Genomic DNA, 19,349 nt, shown 5'->3' with positions numbered 1-19,349 from the left:
GCCATATATGTGTGAAAACATGAGCAAAAGCTCGTGTGATATAGGAGTCATCAGAAAAACAAGCGAAAAAGGAAGGAGTAGAATTGCTGAACAGCGACATATTAAATGAATTGAAAAGAGAAGAAAGACAAATAACATATCTTAAGGGTAAACTGACAGAAAATCTTGAGAATGCGCCGGAGGGAAGTCTTAGAGTAAATGGTACAACAGGCAGGAAAACTCAGTTTTATCAGTATATTTCAGAGAATCGTGAAAAGAATGCGGGTGGAATATATTTGGGGAAAGATAAATACGATGTGGCAAAAAAGCTTGCACAAAAGGGATATGACTCGAAAATGCTGGCGTGGGCGCAAAAAGCGGAATATAGGATTCAAAACCTGATCGATTGTTACGAACACAATACGCCTGAAATAATATATAATAATCTGAGTGACATCAAACGCGATTTGGTTGAACCATACTATGTTCCGGATGATGTTTTTCTAGATAACTGGCTCAATAAGTGGCATTGCGGAGGAAATACTTACGACAAAAAGGAGATTATTCTCACCGAGCGAGGTGAGCAGGTAAGATCCAAGTCTGAAAAAATAATTGCAGATAAGCTATATGCTGAGGGGATTCCTTATGTTTATGAGCCCGAGGTGATATTGACTGATGGTGAAAGGGTTTATCCGGACTTTGCGACTCTCAATGTCAGAACAAGAAAAGAATTCTTTTTGGAGCATTTTGGCAAGATGGATGAGCTTAGATATTGCAGAAGGAATATCCGGAAGATTGAAGAATACGCTCTGAGTGGATATACCTTAGGAGATGGGCTCCTTGCTACATTTGAAACTAACGGAAGTATTTTTGATGCCAGATATCTTGATCTATTGGTAAATCGATACCTGAAATAAATGTGAAAACATGCAATAAAAACACAGACGTGAAAGGAATTGTTAGATGAAGAGTATTTTAGATTACGAAACAGTATCACTTATCGATGAGGACGACGCCCTAGAGATCATTGACCAGACGCTGCTTCCCGGCAAGATTGAGATCATAAGACTTCATACGGCAAAAGAGATCTGGGATGCAATCTACCTGTTGCAGGTAAGAGGCGCACCGGCTATCGGAGTAAGTGCCGGTATGGGACTTTATCTTTTGATGAAGCATTCCAAGGCTCAAAGCTATGATGAGTTCATGAAGGAGCTTGATGAAAAGAGCGATTACTTGAATTCATCCCGTCCCACAGCAGTCAATCTGTCCTGGGCACTTAAGCGCATGAAAGCTCACGTTGAAAAAGTCTACGCCAAAATGAGCCCTAGGGACGGAGTCAGTGGCTCATTTTCAGATGCTGTTCGTCCTAAGCTGATAGACGAGATGCGTGATGAGTGCCAGCGTATCAAGCAGGAGGATATTGATGTTTGCCGCAGGATCGGTGAATATGGCGTAACGCTTGTAAAGGACGGAGACGGCATTCTCACACACTGCAACGCAGGTCAGCTTTGCGCCTGCAAGTATGGAACAGCTACAGCGCCTATGTATCTTGCTCATGAAAAAGGCTACAACATCAAGGTGTACTGTGATGAGACAAGGCCTCTTTTACAGGGAGCAAGACTTACTGCTTTTGAGCTACATTCTGCAGGCATTGATACAACTCTTTTGTGCGACAACATGTCTGCATCACTTATGAAGAGCGGTGCTGTAAACGTGATATTCACAGGCTGTGACAGGGTTGCTGCCAACGGCGATGCAGCCAATAAGATCGGAACCAGCATGGTTGCTCTTGCTGCAAAGCGATACGGTGTTCCTTTCTATATCTGCGCACCTACATCGACCATCGATATCAACACTCCCACCGGAGCTGATATCAACATCGAGCAGAGAAAGCCTGAAGAAGTCACCGAGATGTGGTACAAAGAACGCATGGCGCCTGAAGGCATTAACGTTTACAATCCTGCATTTGATGTAACAGACAACGAGCTTATCGCAGGTATCGTAACTGAGTACGGTATACTTCATGCTCCATACGATGAGGCTATACGAAAGCTCTTTTCCGAAATCAAAAAATAATTACAGGTGGGTTAGAACATGGGACTTATAGGTGTTCCTATTTTGGGATATATCGATCTGACTACAGGTAAGCGCAGCGATACCAGAGCTTCTCTTAGCTATGTTGTAGCTGAAAAAGAATATGACAGAAAGACAGTATTTGGCCTCTTTGAAAAAGATAAAGCCTACAGGATAAAGGGTCTTGCAGCAAAGAAGCTCGATGAAGGACCTGAATATGTCAACAATCCACACAGGCTCGGAGGAATCTATATTCTTGAGCTTTTGGAAAAAGACATTAAGGATGAATATCTGGATAACCTGCTGGCAGAATTTGACGAGCCTGTTATTATTACAGATATCCCGGATTAATAAATAAAATTTCATCCCCCCGGGGGGCTTGTACGCCTATGCACAGCCCAATATACTGTACTAGTGATATGAATAATTATTAGTACCGAGGGGGACAATCATATGCATATGGCAGACGCCTTAGTGGCACCGGCAGTTGCGGGAACAATGTATGTTTTATCAGCATCTGCAGCAACAGTATCAGTTAAAAAAGTAAGAGAAGAAAACGATCCAAAGAAGATTCCTGTAATGGGAGTTATGGGTGCATTTGTATTTGCAACCCAGATGCTCAACTTCACTATTCCGGGTACAGGTTCATCTGGACATCTGTGCGGTGGTATGATGCTTTCTGCACTTTTGGGACCTTACGCAGGTTTCCTTACCATGATAGGAGTACTTCTGGTTCAGTGCCTGTTATTTGCTGACGGAGGACTGCTTGCCCTGGGCTGTAATATATGGAATATGGCCTTTTACGGGTGCTTTATAGGGGCTCTCCTGATATGGAAGCCAATAATGAAGAAAGGAGCAAGCAGAGCTAAGATTGCGCTCGCATCTATCCTTGGATGCGTTCTTACCTTGCAGCTTGGTGCATTCTCTGTTACGCTGGAGACTCTTGCTTCGGGAGTTACAGAGCTTCCATTCTCTGTATTTCTTGCAACAATGCAGCCTATACATCTTGCGATCGGATTTGTTGAAGGCCTTATAACAGCAGCTGTACTTATATTTGTACATGAAGCAAGACCTGAGCTTTTATGGGGTGTTGGTGAGAGCACAGAAGTTAAAGAAGGAAAGCTCAGCTTTAAAAATACAATCATCGTAATAGCAATTTTGGCAGCCCTTGCAGGCGGAATCGTATCTTTATTCGCATCTGCATTCCCTGACGGCCTTGAGTGGTCAATGGAGCAGGTTGCAGGAACAACAGAGCTTGAGGCAGACGGCGGTGTTTATGACACAGCAGCAGGAATTCAGGATGCCACATCTCTTTTACCAGATTATGCATTTAAGGACAGCGAATCAGCAGCCGGTACAAGCTTCTCGGGTATTGTGGGATCATTGGTTGTAGTTGGCGTTATGGTTGGTGCAAGCTACGCATTTAGATTATTTAAGAAGAAAGAGGAGCCTGATTCTGCCAGTGCTTGATATGGCAGAGGTTTTATGGAGTCTATTGAAAAACAGCTACATGAAATGAATAAACTTCAGAATCTGCAGCAGCGTTCTCATTGGATGAACAGGATTCATCCATTGGGAAAGCTGCTTGTTTGCGTTACATACATTTTGTTTGTAGCATCCTTTAACAAGTATGACTTATCAGGAATGATAATGATGGCAGTGTTCCCGGCCTTTGGATTTATCGCCGGAGAGCTGTCCCTTAAGGATGGACTCTACAGGATGAGGCTAATCCTTCCGCTTGTGTTATTTGTGGGAATATTTAACCCCTTCTTCGACAGACAGGTGGTGGCGCAGATACCTCTTTTCCCCGGATTTAAAGTTACCGGCGGAATGATTTCCATGGTGACGCTGATGCTTAAGGGATTCTACAGCATACTCTCCGCATATATTCTAATTGCGACAACGTCGATTGAGCAGATCTGCTATGCGCTGCGCCTTTTGCATATTCCAAAGATAATAGTCATCGTTATTCTGCTTATCTACAGATACTTCGGCCTTATGGGCAATGAAGCGGACAGGATAACAACGGCATATATGCTCAGGGCTCCGAGGCAGAAGGGTATTAACTACAAAGCCTGGGGAACGCTGGTGGGACAGTGGCTTCTTCGCAGCATGGACAGGGCAGGAAATGTCTATGAGAGCATGGTGCTCAGAGGCTTCAAGGGTGATTTTAATGTGCAAAAGAGATCTCCAAAAGCCTTTGATCACATCTACCCCCTGGTTTGGATAGCTGCGTTTATTGTTATAAGATTTATTGTTTGATCTGGAAGGAAAAAGAGATGCATACCGGAATTAGCGGAGAACTGCTGAAAATAAAAGATTTGAGTTTTACCTATGAGGATGGGAATAAGGTTTTGGATGGTCTTAATCTCACAGCTCACGATGGCGAGAGCATAGGAATCGTCGGGGCTAACGGAATCGGGAAATCCACTCTGATGAAGCTGCTTGTGGGGCTATACCTTAATTATGAGGGCGAGCTGGAAGTGGCAGGACATCCCGTAAACAAAAAGAATCTGAGCCATATCAGAGAACATGTCGGATATGTTTTCCAGGACTCTGACAGTCAGCTGTTTCTCTCAACTGTGGGAGAGGATGTTGCCTTCGGACCTCAGAACTACGGGCTTTCTGACGAAGAGGTGAAAAGACGTGTCGATGAGGCGCTTGATAAGGTCCACATTTCTCATCTTAGGAATAAGCACAATTACAAGCTCTCGGGCGGTGAGAAAAAGCTTGCAGCCATAGCTACAATCCTTTCCATGGAGCCGGATATCATCATAATGGATGAACCGTCGATTGCATTGGACCCCAGGAACAGGCGAAATCTTATAGGGATATTAAATGAGATCAAGGCACTTAAGATAATCACATCCCATGACCTTGATTTTATAATGGATACCTGTTCGAGAGCTCTTTTACTGGATGAAGGACGAATTATCGCAGACGGAAGTGTAGAAGAGATTCTTACGGATAAAAAGCTGCTTGAAGAACATGGTTTGGAACTTCCGCTGAGTTTGACAAACAGATAGAGATATTGGGCGCAGGCACGTAAGCCGGCGCCTTTTTCTTTTCTGAAAATTATCTAAAATACGTTGAGGGGCATACTTTCAGGTGTTAAAATGTATATGTATGAGTGGCGCTAGCAGCACCAATTAAAACAAATGTACAAATATCATGGAGGAAAATTATAATGGCAAGAAAGGTAGTTTTAGCGGGAGCATGCAGAACAGCGATCGGAACCATGGGTGGAGCACTTTCAACAACACCTGCTCCGGCACTTGGAACAATTGTAATCAAGGAAGCACTTAAAAGAGCCGGTGTAAAGCCGGAACAGGTTGATGAAGTATATATGGGCTGCGTTATCCAGGCAGGACTTGGACAGAACCCGGCCAGACAGGCAGCTGTAAATGCAGGAATTCCCGTTGAAGTTCCTGCAACAACAATAAACGTTCTTTGCGGATCAGGTCTGCACTGCGTAAACCTCGCAGCCAAGCTCATCGGAATGGGTGATGCGGACATTATCGTAGCCGGTGGTATGGAGAACATGTCAATGGCTCCTTATCTTATGCAGCAGGGACGTTACGGATACCGTATGGGTTCCGGAGAACTTCAGGATGCGATGATCAAGGATGCACTTACAGATGCCTTCGGCGGATATCACATGGGTATCACAGCTGAGAACATCGCAGAGCAGTGGCATCTTACAAGGGAGCAGCTCGATGAGTTTGCAGCATGGTCACAGAACAAGGCAGAGAAGGCCATTGCAGAGGGCAAATTCAAGGAAGAGATCGTTCCTGTAGAGATCAAGAAAAAGAAAGAGACCATCATCTTTGATACAGATGAGGGACCAAGAAAGGGCGTTACAGTAGAGGGCATTTCCCATCTTAAACCTGCTTTCAAGAAGGACGGCGGAGTTGTTACAGCAGCCAATTCGTCAGGCATCAACGACGCTGCTTCAGCAATCATCGTTATGAGTGAGGAGAAGGCAAAAGAGCTTGGAGTTAAGCCTCTTGGTACCTGGATCGCCGGAGAGCTTGCAGGCGTTGAGCCCAGAATCATGGGTATCGGACCTGTGGCAGCAACACAGAAAGTTATGAAGAAAGCCGGATATTCAATCGGTGATTTCGATCTTATAGAAGCAAACGAAGCTTTTGCAGCTCAGTCAGTAGCTGTACAGCATGACCTTGGATTCTCAAAAGACGTCCTTAACGTAAACGGAGGAGCTATTGCTCTTGGTCATCCCGTTGGATGCTCAGGAAACAGAATCCTGGTAACACTTCTTTACGAGATGCAAAGACGCGATGTTCACAAGGGACTTGCTACTCTTTGTGTCGGCGGCGGAATGGGATGCGCAGCTATAGTAGAACGTTGATGGAGGCCCTATGGCAGATCGTTCAATTCTTGTAGTTGATGATAACGAGATCAACAGAGGAATTCTCGGAGAGATCTTTAAAGACAAATATAATATCCTTGAGGCCGGCGACGGCCTCGAGGCTCTTAAGATAATGGAGGAGAATGAAGGAAAGCTCGCAGCAGTTCTCCTTGATATTGTCATGCCTGAGATGGACGGTTATCAGGTCCTTGAGGAGATGGGCAAAAGGGATAACTTAAATGATGTTATTCCTGTTCTGATGATCACAGCCGACACCTCTACAGAGGCAGAACGTGCAAGCTACCAGAAGGGTGCAGCGGATGTTATTCACAAACCCTTTGATCCTATCATCGTTGACAGGCGTGTCTCAAGAAATATTGAGCTCTATGACCACAAGAATAACTTAGAGAGCCAGATTGATGATCAGACCAGAGTCTTAAAGAAGCAGTTCATCTACCTGAAAAAGCAGGAAGAGAAGCTTAAAAACAGCAACGAAAAAGTCATAGACACCATTGCGACCATAGTAGAATTCAGAAGCATGGAGTCAAGTTATCATTTAAAGAGGATAAAGGGATTTGTCAGAATCCTTGCCCTCTCAGCAATGAATAACTATCCGGAATTGGGACTGACACCTCACCTTGTAGATGTTATTACTCAAGCTTCGGCTATGCATGATATCGGTAAGATATCCGTTCCGGACTCAATCCTTCTTAAGCCCGGCAAGCTCACCAATGAGGAATTTGATCTGATGAAATCTCATACCACCCGTGGAAGTGAGATCATTGAGCTCTTAAAAGACGTTCAGGACAAAGAGTACTATGAAATGAGTCTGGATATCTGCAGACACCACCATGAGAGATACGATGGAAGAGGTTATCCTGACGGACTTAAAGGTGAAGAAAATTCTATTGGAGCTCAGCTTACAGCGCTGGCGGATGTATATGACGCGCTGGTCAGTGACCGTGTTTACAAGGCAGCGTTCCCTATGGATAAAGCCTATGAGATGATCAAGGACGGAGAGTGTGGAGTATTCAATGAAAAGCTCCTGGCCTGCTTTGAATTTGCAAGGCCGGATATGGAAAAACTGGTCCTTGAGACCAAGGCTGCAGAGGCAGCAGATAAGAATATGTAAATTTTCTTGACAAAGCCTGTCGGCATGAATATAATATTATTTGTTGCCGATATGGCTCATGTGCGTGTAGCTCAGCTGGATAGAGCGTCTGGCTACGGACCAGAAGGTCGTGGGTTCGAATCCTGTCACGCACACTCATAAAGCGATTACATCATTTGATGTGATCGCTTTTTTGTTGTCCGCTTTTTATTCCCCGAAAAAGCCATGGAAACTGGAATTTATTAAAACAATCTAAAATAGTTTTAACTTTCCGGCACCCTCATGAAAACGCTAACACTAAAAAATGCACAATTATTATCTTGAAATTTTGTTTAATAATTAGTCAATATGGTGAAAAAATCTTTCGTTTTCCCCTTGTTTTAGTCAAAGTGACTATGATAAGATAAGGTCACGTTCTGAAAATAATGTAAGCGTTTACATTATTAAAAAACTATAAACAGAGTTTTATGGGGAACAAACGGGAGGAACAATATGTCAAAAAAGAGAAGAAAGGGCGGAATCGGAGCGAAGTTTTTTGCTGCAGTTCTTACTGCTGCACTGACGTTTTCCAATGTTTCGATGGCTCTGCCCGGAGGAATGACACTGGCGGAGGAGGAGACTCTTTTGCAGGCGCAGACTTTCAGTGAGATTAAAGAGGAAGTTGACACTGAATCTGTGACAAAAGATGCTGAAGTCCAGGCAGCTTCTTCAGATTCTGCGACTACTGAGGCTTCGGAAGTCGAAGTTAAGAAGGCAGATGCCGAAGTTTCTGAGAGCGAAGCACTGACAGATTCTGCAAACGGGGGATCTGTAGTCGCTGATGAAACTGAGGAACTTGTGGAAGTGAAATTTGAGCTTCAGGGAATCAGCGATGAGGATCTTGAGAGCTTTAAGAAGGATGCTGTGATAAGCTGCATACCTGAGGATGGTTCTGAGACAAAGACAGTTTCATTCAATGATGACGGAAGCTATTCTGTTAAGGTTAAGAAATTTGTGACGTATGCACTTGAACTTAAAGGAGTGGATAATTACAAACTTCTTACGCTTAACTTTGAACAGATGAATGTTGCAGATGATCAGGATCCTGTTGTTCTTAGTTTCGATGCTGTTGCAACTGAGAATACAGGTGACGAAGTGCCTGAAGATACAACTAAAAATGACAGGAACTTTGATGCTGACAAGGCTGATGTATGGGATTTCGGCGCAGAAGATCTTGGCGATGATTATAACAACAGACTTGATGTTGACACTATAAATGGATTTTATGGTGATGTGGCTGCAGGTTCAACTGGAGTAAATATTGCTTCATTTTCTGTTGATGACGGCGATTTTGAGTTTAATGATGGTGGTTATCCTACAACCCACAGACTCAGGACAACTAATACCGAGCTGACCAGATATGATGCTAAGAGCCTCAAGGATGAGGATGGTAATGTATATGGCGGTTACATTTATTCAAATAAGGGCAGCACAGATGGCGTGTATGTTGCTCTTGAATGCGAAGCTGATGATACAATCACAGCTTTTGTTGCAAGTAACGGAACAGATTCCGAAGTACATTTCAGAAATGTTAATGATGCTTCTGATGACGCTTCTTATGTTCACACTCTTGGAAGCGGCACTGCTTCAAAGATGGTATTTTATCCATCAAGTGACGGTAAGTACAAGCTCTTTTCCGCAACAGAAAAGCTCGTACTTGCAAGGGTTATCCGCGAGCATGCACAGTACAGCACACTTACAGGTACTGTAAACGGATATAACGGAAAAGACACTTTAGAAGTTGTATTTACAAACAAGGCTAACGGAAATGTTGCTAAGGCAGAAGTTTCAGACGGAGCATTTGCTGCAACACTTGCGGAAGGCTTTGAATATGAACTCTCTCTCGAGGGTGCAGATGATTACGCGATCGTTTCTCCCAAGACTGTATCAATCAGTGGTGATGAGAGCATTGATCTTGATCTTGTTGGCGTAGAACTTGTAAATGTTTCGGGTAAACTTACAGGAATTGCGGCTGATGATGCCGAGGATTTCGTGGCTGCTGCAGAGTTTACTTTTAAGCCGCAGGATGAAGATTCTGTATATGTACCTAAGATCAGCCTTCAGTCTGAGGGTTCAGACATTTACTATGACCTTAAGCTTCAGAGCGGCGTAACTTACGATGTTACTGTTGCTGATAGGGAGGATACAACTACAGAGAACTATGCAGCTGTAGACGATTATGACCTCGTAACAAAAGAGCTTACTGTTTCAAAGGATAACAGCAACCTGAATATCGAGTTTGAAGCAAAGCCTGTTTACAAGGTTACAATTTCTCCTAAGGGAGCTACACTTGCTGATCTTGCGGATGCAACTTTTACATTCACAAGACTTGATACAGAAAACGGATTTGAGCCTGACGGCTATGTATATGAGTTTACAGGAACTGACAATATTGCACTCAGAGACGGACAGTACGTTGTTGAAGTAACAGGCGCAGGAGCTTTTGTCCAGAAGCGTACAAGTGACCTTGTAGTTAACGGCTCTGATGTGGTAAAAGAGATTTCTTTTGCCTCAGACATTACTGAATGGAACTTCAGTGATGCAGCCTTTGCAGCCAAGTTTGCAAACGCTACATCAGGCACATACAACGGCCTTTCCTGGACAAACGGAAAATCTCACAATGCGACTTACCTCTATTCAGGCGCGGGAACAATTTCTGTTCCTGTAAAGGGAGATTGCAAGATCCAGGTTACCGGCAATTATCAGTATTCTTATTACTTTGAAAATGAAAATGAGAGTTCTGTCAATGTTAAAACCGGATCCACAAGTCAAAATGATACATTTGAGTATGACTATAAGGGTGGCGAAGGCTCTTTTGACATAACAGTTCTTGGAACTTCTTATATAACCAAGATTGCTACGGTATATCAGACAGAGTATAAGTCGGATCTTAAGGTTGGTTCATCGGATGATGCTGACTTTGCAACCATCGGCGAAGCTCTTGAAGCTGTAAGGCTCATGGACAGAGATGGCAAGAGAGTTACCATCAGCATTGAACCCGGCAACTACGAGGAGATGCTGGTAGTTGATGTTCCTAATGTAACTCTTAAGAATGCAAGCTCTGCACCCAGCATTGCTCTTACAGATCAGGGTGTTGGCATTGATCCTAACGCAGTTCGTATTACTTGGTACTACGGACATGGATACACATATTACAGTATGGGTAGTGACTGCAAGTACGATGAGGAACTGCTGGCAGTTAACAAGGCTAACGGATATGCTTCATTCGAAAATCCCGGATCGGGCACAACAGCAGGAAGCTACTGGAACGCTTCTGTTGTAGTAAGTGCCGAAGGGTTTGAAGCAGAAGGCATTATCTTCGAGAACTCTTTTAACCAGTATATGTCTGAGAAGGCAGCAGAGGACGTTATCGTTCCTCAGAGCGGTGCAAAAGAGGGATCTGTTGCCCGTTCAACTATGGCAGCAGGTGACGTGACCGTTCAGGATAAGAAGTACGTTGAGAGAGCAGCAGCACTGGCTATGACAAGTTCTGCAAAAGAAGCTTTCTTTGATAACTGTGCATTCATCGGACGCCAGGATACACTTTACGGCGCAGTAGGCACAACAGCAGGTTTCTATGACTGCGATGTATACGGCGGAACAGATTTTATCTTTGGTGGTATGACAGCAGTATTTGCTAAGTGCGACCTTGTCATGAACACCAGTGAAGACAAGAATGATGTTTCTTACATAACTGCAGCACAGCAGGGATCAGCATCAGCTCGTGGATACCTGATGTACAACTGTACTGTTAAGAGCACAGAGCCCGGTGTTAACACAGCATCCAAGTACACTTCAAAGCCCGGATTCTTCGGAAGACCTTGGGCAGCAAACACATCAGAAGTAGTATTCTTTGATACTGTTGTTGAGGCTACAAACTGGAAACTTGGTTCAGATGGCAAGACATATACATACGATGCAGACTCTACAGTTTCACTGATCCAGCCGGCAGGATGGAATGCATCTCTTACCGGAGAGTCAGCAAGAAATGTTGAGTATGGCACCTTTGAAGTATCAGCTGAGAACAATGCAGACCAGCGTGTTACATGGGCGCAGCAGCCTAAAGAAGCTGTTTGCGCAGATGGCACTGTGATCAGCACAGAAGCTTTCCTTGGAGATTTCAATCCATTTGAAGGAAAAGACATGACGATCACCTTCCCTGACGGGTCAACAGGAGAGGTTCCTGTAGCAGAGGATGAGCCGGTTGCTTCCACAACTTCAAAGTTTGTGTTTGAGTCATCTGCTCTTACTGCTTTTGGTGAGAATGCAAAGGCTGATGGAGATACAGAAAAAGCCGGAACAGAGGATTACTTCACTCTTATCTACAGCGCAAAGAGTAAGGTTGACGGAAGCAAGAAGACTTTCGAAGACGATTATTATTCGGAGCAGAGGGTTAACTTTGGTGGAGCAGCTTCCACTGAGAAGAATGCAGTTAAGTTTACAACGTCCAATTCGGCAACTGTTAAGGTTTGGTGGGCTTGCGGAGGTGACGGCCGTCAGATGACAATACTTAACGGATCCGGAGAAGCAGTTGCTACTACGGAAGATGCAGCCGTTAAGAATTCAGTATATATTTCAACACTTAAGGTTGATGCAGCCGGAACCTATTACCTCGGCGGATCTGCCGGAAACAACTACATCTTCAAGATTGAAGTAGAAGAAGATAAAGCCGCAGAGCCTGTAGAATATGTAATTGAAGCATCTTCATTTGATACTTTTGCAGCAGGTGCAAAGGCTGATGGTGAGGAAGTAAAGGGTGGAACAGACGATTACTTCTCAGTTATCTTCAGCGCAAAGTCAAAGGTTGATACAAGCTCAAAGACCTGGGAAGATGGCTATGCTTCAGGTGTGAGATTTAATCTTGGTGGCAAGGCTACCACAGATATGAACTCTATAAAGTTCACTACATCTTCAGAGTCTACAGTAGAAGTTTGGTGGGTAGAAGGCGGAGATGACAACCGTCAGATGACAATTCTGAATTCATCAGGAGAAGCGGTTGCTATAACAGATGGAACATATATCAAGAACTCTCCTTACTATTCATCATTTAAGCTCTCTGACGCCGGAACTTATTACCTTGGCGGCGCTACAAACAACAACTACATTTTCAAGGTTAAGGTTACGGACGGAGCTCCTACAGAAGTTGTAAGAGCTGACTGGAGCAGCGTTGCAGCTCCTGTTATCGAGAACGTTGCCCTTGATGCAGAAGATAATGGCAAGATAGTTATTACCATTAAGGCGGTTATTGGCACAGATGGTGGAGACAGGCTTGAACTTGACTGCATTGGTACAGACGATCAGATAGTTACAACACAGAGATCTTCAGCTGAAAAGGATGAGTTTGAATTTGCGTTTGCTCCTACAAAATCAGGAGATTACCATTTTGTTGCAGCTCTTATAAGAGATGATGAAGAGACCAAGAAGACAAGCAATGACGAGAAGATCAGCTTTGTTCTTCCGCTGACAGCTCCTGCATTCAAGAGCGTTGTTAATAAAGGTAATGGCACTCTGCAGGTTAAGTTCTACTCTGTAGCAGAGGCAACAGGTTACACAATCGTTGCAACAAATAAGACAAACGCAGATGGCAAATCTTCAAGAGATACATACAAGCCAAGCGAAGTTGTAGACAATGTTAAGACAGAGTATTCATATACTTTTGTTGGACTTGATGTTGGTGATACCTATGAGATTTCACTCACTGCAACAAGAGACAGAGAAGAAGACGGAAAGACAGTTACAGATACATCCAAGACAACAACAGTAGAGAAAGTTGTTACTGCAGAATCTGAGCGTGAGTGGGTATTCTCAGCATTCGGACAGGGCGTTTCTACAGGAAGCAATTGTGGATACACAGAAAATGAAGACGGAACAATAACTGTTTGGAATACAGGAAATAAGGGCAAGCTGGTTCCTGCAAGTACAGACGGACTTTGCTACTACTATACATCAGTTCCTTCTGATATGAACTTTACCTTTACTGCAACAGCAACCATTGATTCCTGGACATTTACAAACGGACAGGAAGGCTTCGGTATCATGGCTGCAGACAGAGTCGGTGTAAACGGAGATAGCAGCGTGTTCTGGAATAACTCCTACATGGCATCCGGAACAAAGGTTGAGTATTTCTATGACACTGAAAAGGGCGAAGCTACTGAAGATGACACAAAAGCTAAGATCACAATGAAAGATGGACTTGGCGCTCAGCAGAAAGTAGGTGTTACAAAAGAAAACCTCGCTCGCTTAGAGGCGAACGATACGGCAACTGTTACCGGAGAATTCTCATCCAAGATGTATCCTCTCGAGAGCTCATGCGGTGCAAACGGAGCCGGAACATATAACCTCTTTGGAAATGCTACTGCAGCAGTTCCCGGAACAGTTGAGAATCCTCTTACAACAGTAAGGCTTCGTATTCAGAAGAACAATACAGGATACTTTGTAAGCTACCTTGATGGCAATGACAATGTTATTGCTACAAAGAAGTTCTATGATACAGAGGCTCTTTCAAATCTTGATGAGAACAATGTATATATCGGAGTATTTGCATCAAGAGCAGCGAAGGCAACCTTCAGTGATATTGAACTTGTGCTTACAGATCCTGCAGACGATGCTCCTGCAGAGGAGAGAGAAATTGAATATGTAGTACCGAGCTACAAGATAATCTCAGCTACATATTCAAATACAGCTAAATATGAGCTTCAGTACACAGGAAACGCTGACGGCGTACTTACAATTACCGATGCATCAGGAAAAGAGCTTGTAAGTGCCAAGGAAGTTAAGGAGAGCGAAGTTGTAAGCGTTACAACAAAGCTTGTTAAGGGCGATAACAAATTTACAATAAAGTTCATTCCTGACGAGTTCTTTAACCCTGAAAACGATGAGTACAAGAAACTTTCATCTTATGAGATGGCTGAGTTCACACACACTGTAAGATATGCAACCATCAATAGCGATGAAAAGGTTTATGTATCACAAAACGGTAAGTCAGATGCAAGAGGAACACAGGCTGACCCTGTAGATATCTATACAGCTGTTAAGTATGTACAGCCCGGTCAGACAATTGTCCTTGCAAGCGGAACTTATAATCTGACAAAGACAGTTACAATTGACAGAGGAATTGACGGAACACCTGATAAGCCGATCAATATGGTTACTGATGGCGGAAGAGCAATCTTCGACTTTGGAACAAAATGTGCAGGATTCATTCTTGCAGGTAATTACTGGTACATTAGTGGAATTGATTGCACCAAGTCAGCCAATGGACAAAAAGGTATTCAGGTATCCGGAAGTCATATTACTCTTAACAATATCCGTACATACGAGAACGGAAACACAGGTATCCAGGTAAGCAGATATCTCTCATCAGATAGCAGAGACCTCTGGCCTTCATACGACCTGATCCTCAACTGCACATCTTACAGCAATGCAGATGCAGGCTATGAGGATGCAGACGGATTTGCTGCCAAGCTTACATGTGGCGAAGGTATCGTATTTGATGGATGTATTGCCTACAACAACGCTGATGATGGTTGGGATCTCTTTGCAAAGGTAGAGACAGGCTCAATCGGTCAGGTTACAATCCAGAACTGCGTGGCATTTGATAACGGATATGGCGTTGACGGAACAAATGAAGGAAACGGTAACGGATTCAAGATGGGTGGTTCAAGCATTGCCGGCAACCACAAGCTCATTAACTCTGTTGCATGGTGCAACAAGGCCAAGGGTATTGATTCCAACTCAGGTCCTGATATTCAGGTTTACAACTCAACATCCTTCAACAACGGATCAAACAACGTAGCTCTTTATACAAATGACACAGCTAATACCAACTACTATGTAGACGGAGTAATGTCCTATAGGACAGAGAACACCGGAACAAGCGAGAACATCAAGCCTAAGGGAACACAGGATACAAACAACATCTATGGAACACTGAACTTCTTCTGGCAGGATGGAAAGTCCTCAAATAAGGACGGCCTTACTGTAACAGATGACTGGTTCGTATCACTTTCAGCACCTAAGGCTGATGCGCAGAATCCTATCGCAGTAGCTGAGAGACTTAGAAATGCAGACGGTTCAATAGATCTTGGCGATTTCATGAAGCTCTCCGAGACAGGACTTGCAGCTCTTGCAAATGCAGGCCTTGATGCAAAAGACATCGCAGCTGACCTTGGCGGTAACTACGAAGCAATTCAGTATGAGAGAGATATCAATGGCTCATCTGAAGCTGCAGAGAAGGATAAAGAGAATCAGGAAGACGAAGAGCCCGGAAGCTCAAGCTCAGGATCAGGCAGCGGATCAAGCTCAGGAAGCGGATCTTCAAGTGGCTCAGGAAGCTCTTCAAGTGAGTCCGGCAGCAGTGATTCAAGCAGCACAGGAAGCTCAAGCAGCACAAGCGGATCAAGCAGCACCGGCAGCACTTCGGGAAGCGGCTCAACATCCGGATCAACTACAGGTTCTGCAACAGGTACAGAAACAGGAACAACAACCAGTGGCTCAACAGGAACAGACACAGGAACAACAACCGGTGGTTCAACAGGAACAGGTACAGGAACAACAACCGGCGATTCATCAGAAACCGGTACAGGAACATCTACAGAGACAACAACCGGCGACAACACCGGAAATGCCGGAAATACAGACAATACCGGAAATACCGGTAGCGGAGACAACCAGACTGTAGATAACACCACAGGCGGTACTGATGGTCAGCAGACAATTACTGATGAACAGACTCCTACAACAGATACACCTGATTCACAGAATAAACCTGTATCACCTGTACTTCCAATCGCAGGGGCAGCAGTTCTTGTAATTGCAGCAGTTGCTATTGCCATCAAGACAGGATTTTTAGCAAAGCTCCTTGCAATCCTTCATATCATTAAGTAATGCGGTTTTGCATTTACTGCACACCTTTCATAATACTTTCAGAAACAGCCTCGGAATAACCCGTCCGGGGCTGTTTCGCTATACACAAAAGGTATGCTATAATCAGTTATTATGATGAAATTTGAACTGATAGCCCCATGCCATTTTGGCCTGGAGGCAGTACTTAAAAAAGAAATAATTGATCTGGGATACGATATCACAGAGGTTGCAGACGGCCGAGTTACCTTTGCAGGAGATCCGGACGCTGTTTGTCGTGCCAATATCGGTCTTAGGACAGCAGAGAGGATCCTTATCAAGGTTGGAAGTTTTCATGCTGAGAGCTTTGAGGAGCTGTTCCAGGGCACCAAGGCACTTCCATGGGAAGAGTTTATTCCAAAGAACGGAAGATTCTGGGTTAAGAAGGCAAGTAGTGTGAAGAGCAAGCTCTTTTCCCCATCAGATATACAGTCCATCATGAAGAAAGCTATGGTGGAGAGGATGAAGGGGAGCTATCACACAGACTGGTTTGATGAAAACGGAGACGACTTCCCGGTAAGGGTATTCCTTATGAAGGATGAGGTTACCGTGGCGCTTGATACCACCGGAGATTCTCTTCATAAGCGCGGCTACAGAAAGCTTGAATCCAAGGCGCCTATCGCTGAGAATCTGGCTGCGGCGCTTATTATGCTTACGCCTTGGAGAGGAGACAGGATACTGGTGGATCCTTTTTGCGGAAGTGGAACCATTCCGATCGAGGCTGCCATGATGGCTGCCAATATCGCTCCGGGCATGAACAGGAATTTCACAGCAGAGAGCTGGACACACATCATAGACAAGCAGAATTGGATTGATGTCAGAGACGAAGCAAGGGATGAAATCCTGACAGATGTAGAGACGGACATTCAGGGCTACGATATCGATCCTGAGATGATCGAGATTGCCAGAATAAATGCAAAAAAGGCCGGCGTGGAGAATATGATCCACTTCCAGGCCAGGGACATAGCAGATCTTAGCCACAGGAAGAAATACGGCTTTATCATCACTAATCCGCCCTACGGTGAGAGAATCGGTGACAACAAGCTGCTTCCTGAGCTGTACAAGACCATAGGAGAGAGATACAGAGCTCTTGATTCCTGGTCCATGTACCTGATCACAGGGTTTGAAACTGCTGAGAAGTACATCGGCAGAAAAGCGGATAAGAACAGAAAGATATACAACGGAATGCTAAAGACCTATTTTTATCAGTATATGGGTCCCAAACCTCCCAGGAGAAATACAGAGGCATGACTAACAAGGAAATGAAAAAAGTTGCCATCAAGGCATCGGTTTTTGCAATTGTCTCCATTTCTCTGATGCTCTACAGATCGGCGACCAAGCACATCATGATCACAGATGCCGCCGGAGTACAGCTTGAGAGGGGCAGTTCTGAAAATGCATATACACTTTTGGTTGATAAAAATGTTCCGCAGGGCAAAAGCGATGTCCTGATAATTCCTCTTCCAAAGAGCGTCAGCTCCGACAACATCGTGCTGGAAGACAGATATTTGGACCATCAGCTGAGGATCTATATCGACAGCAGAGAAGAGGGCTTTTATAAGGATAATGCCATCGTTACAGACCTTGATATCATTGAGAACGCTGTATGTGTTGCGCAGAATGACACGGGCAGCGTGTGTCTGGATTTTGATCTTGATAATCTGTATGCCAATGAGAGTACATTGACAGAATCAAGTACCATTGAGGTTAAGTTTTTAAGGCCCGCTGAGAAGTATGACAGGATAGTCGCGGTGGATACGGACGCAGTGCTCTCGGAGACAGCTCTTTTGCTGAAAAACATTGCGTCCCGGGATCAGAGCAATGACATCAAGTTCTACTTCACAAGTCAGGCTGACGAGGATGTGAGTATGGATCAGAGGAAAGCGCTGGTCAAGGATTGCCAGGCGGACCTTCTCGTTGGACTTTCTGCTGATGATTCGGGGAAGGATGAAGGACTTACCTGTTATTATAATGACAGGTTTTTCTTAAGAAGACTTACCAACGCCCAGTTCGCAGATATGGTAGAGAGAAACTGTGCAGTGGCAAGCGGCGCGCAGGCGTTTGGAGTTATGCCGGCCGTGGAAGATGATCTGCTTTCTGCTTCAAGTATACCGTCGGCAAGGCTTAAGATCGGCATTGCTGCCACTGGTGATGAGGCACAAGATCCTGCCGGCAAGACTGATATGAATAAGGTGGCTGAAGGCGTTTATAACGCCGTTTTAGAGGCTTTTGAGGTGATGGAATGAGAATTGTATTTGCAACAGGAAATAAGGACAAAATGAGGGAGATTCGCCAGATTTTAGGGGGTATAGATGCAGAGGTACTCTCCATGAAGGAGGCGGGAGTTTTCGAGGACGTTGTGGAAGATGGCAAGACCTTTTCCGAAAACGCCAGGATCAAGGCAGATGCCATTTATAAGCTCCTTCAGGAAAAAGAGCCGGAGCAGGCTATGCAGACTGTGGTACTGGCCGATGATTCCGGACTTGAGATAGATTATTTAAACGGTGAACCCGGAATTTACTCTGCAAGATATCTGGGAAAAGATACTCCGTACAGCGAAAAGAACAGGATAATCCTTGAAAGGCTCGAAGGAGTAAAGGATGAGGACAGGAGCGCAAGATTCGTGTGCGCAATAGCAGCAACGCTTCCGGAGGGCAAAAAGCTCGATGCCCTTGGCAAGATGGAAGGAAGAATTGCTTACAGCATCGCCGGAGAGAACGGCTTTGGCTATGATCCTATTTTCTTTTTGCCGGAATATGGCAAGACAAGCGCAGAGATATCAGGTGAGGAAAAGAACGCCATAAGCCACAGGGGTAAGGCGCTCAGGGAGATAGAGGCTCTTCTTAGAAAAGAGCTTGAGAAATAAGTTGCGGTGGT

The 19,349-nt window shown here is 44.5% G+C and carries 12 protein-coding genes and 1 tRNA gene; all 13 read left to right on the top strand.

The annotated features are described in order from the left end of the window. Positions 1 to 83 precede the first annotated feature (83 nt). A complete protein-coding gene (locus G632_RS21340; protein WP_022769649.1) occupies positions 84 to 896 on the top strand; it encodes a hypothetical protein in 813 nt (270 codons plus the stop codon). Positions 897 to 942: 46 nt separating this feature from the next. Beyond that, positions 943 to 2,055: an S-methyl-5-thioribose-1-phosphate isomerase gene (gene mtnA, locus G632_RS0112665; RefSeq protein WP_022769648.1), complete on the top strand. Its 1,113-nt coding sequence runs from the start codon at positions 943 to 945 to the stop codon at positions 2,053 to 2,055. Positions 2,056 to 2,073: 18 nt separating this feature from the next. Continuing rightward, positions 2,074 to 2,403 carry a DUF7021 domain-containing protein gene (locus tag G632_RS0112660; RefSeq protein WP_022769646.1) on the top strand — a complete coding sequence of 110 codons (330 nt, stop codon included), beginning with the start codon at positions 2,074 to 2,076 and terminating at the stop codon, positions 2,401 to 2,403. 102 nt (positions 2,404 to 2,505) lie between these two features. Beyond that, the gene (locus G632_RS0112655; protein ID WP_022769645.1) at positions 2,506 to 3,522 is read left to right on the top strand and encodes an energy-coupling factor ABC transporter permease; all 1,017 of its coding nucleotides are present in this window, start codon (positions 2,506 to 2,508) and stop codon (positions 3,520 to 3,522) included. Positions 3,523 to 3,537: 15 nt separating this feature from the next. After that, on the top strand, positions 3,538 to 4,314 hold the full coding sequence (gene cbiQ / locus G632_RS0112650; protein WP_022769644.1) for a cobalt ECF transporter T component CbiQ: 777 nt from the start codon (positions 3,538 to 3,540) through the stop codon (positions 4,312 to 4,314). Positions 4,315 to 4,331: 17 nt separating this feature from the next. Then, a complete protein-coding gene (locus G632_RS0112645; RefSeq protein ID WP_035782702.1) occupies positions 4,332 to 5,078 on the top strand; it encodes an energy-coupling factor ABC transporter ATP-binding protein in 747 nt (248 codons plus the stop codon). 161 nt (positions 5,079 to 5,239) lie between these two features. Continuing rightward, complete coding sequence (locus G632_RS0112640) at positions 5,240 to 6,421, top strand: acetyl-CoA C-acetyltransferase (RefSeq protein WP_022769641.1); 1,182 nt, start codon at positions 5,240 to 5,242, stop codon at positions 6,419 to 6,421. A gap of 10 nt (positions 6,422 to 6,431) precedes the next feature. Further along, positions 6,432 to 7,553, top strand: a complete 1,122-nt coding sequence (locus G632_RS0112635) for an HD domain-containing phosphohydrolase (protein WP_022769639.1) — start codon at positions 6,432 to 6,434, stop codon at positions 7,551 to 7,553. A gap of 60 nt (positions 7,554 to 7,613) precedes the next feature. Beyond that, positions 7,614 to 7,687 (top strand) — tRNA-Arg (locus G632_RS0112630). A 337-nt stretch (positions 7,688 to 8,024) separates the two neighbouring features. Beyond that, positions 8,025 to 16,457 (top strand): pectinesterase family protein, encoded by an 8,433-nt coding sequence (locus G632_RS21335; protein ID WP_022769638.1) that lies wholly within the window; start codon positions 8,025 to 8,027, stop codon positions 16,455 to 16,457. A 111-nt stretch (positions 16,458 to 16,568) separates the two neighbouring features. Continuing rightward, positions 16,569 to 17,723 carry a THUMP domain-containing class I SAM-dependent RNA methyltransferase gene (locus G632_RS0112615; protein ID WP_022769637.1) on the top strand — a complete coding sequence of 385 codons (1,155 nt, stop codon included), beginning with the start codon at positions 16,569 to 16,571 and terminating at the stop codon, positions 17,721 to 17,723. Then, positions 17,720 to 18,718 (top strand): N-acetylmuramoyl-L-alanine amidase, encoded by a 999-nt coding sequence (locus G632_RS0112610; RefSeq protein WP_022769635.1) that lies wholly within the window; start codon positions 17,720 to 17,722, stop codon positions 18,716 to 18,718. The genes G632_RS0112615 and G632_RS0112610 overlap by 4 nt, the downstream gene beginning before the upstream one ends. Then, positions 18,715 to 19,338, top strand: a complete 624-nt coding sequence (gene rdgB / locus G632_RS0112605; protein ID WP_022769634.1) for an RdgB/HAM1 family non-canonical purine NTP pyrophosphatase — start codon at positions 18,715 to 18,717, stop codon at positions 19,336 to 19,338. The genes G632_RS0112610 and rdgB overlap by 4 nt, the downstream gene beginning before the upstream one ends. The last annotated feature ends 11 nt before the right edge of the window (positions 19,339 to 19,349 follow it).

The sequence above is a fragment of the Butyrivibrio sp. NC2007 genome (assembly GCF_000421405.1).
Taxonomy (GTDB): Bacteria; Bacillota; Clostridia; order Lachnospirales; family Lachnospiraceae; genus Butyrivibrio.
Note: the sequence above shows the minus strand (reverse complement) of the source record. Positions and strands in the feature narration are given on the sequence as shown.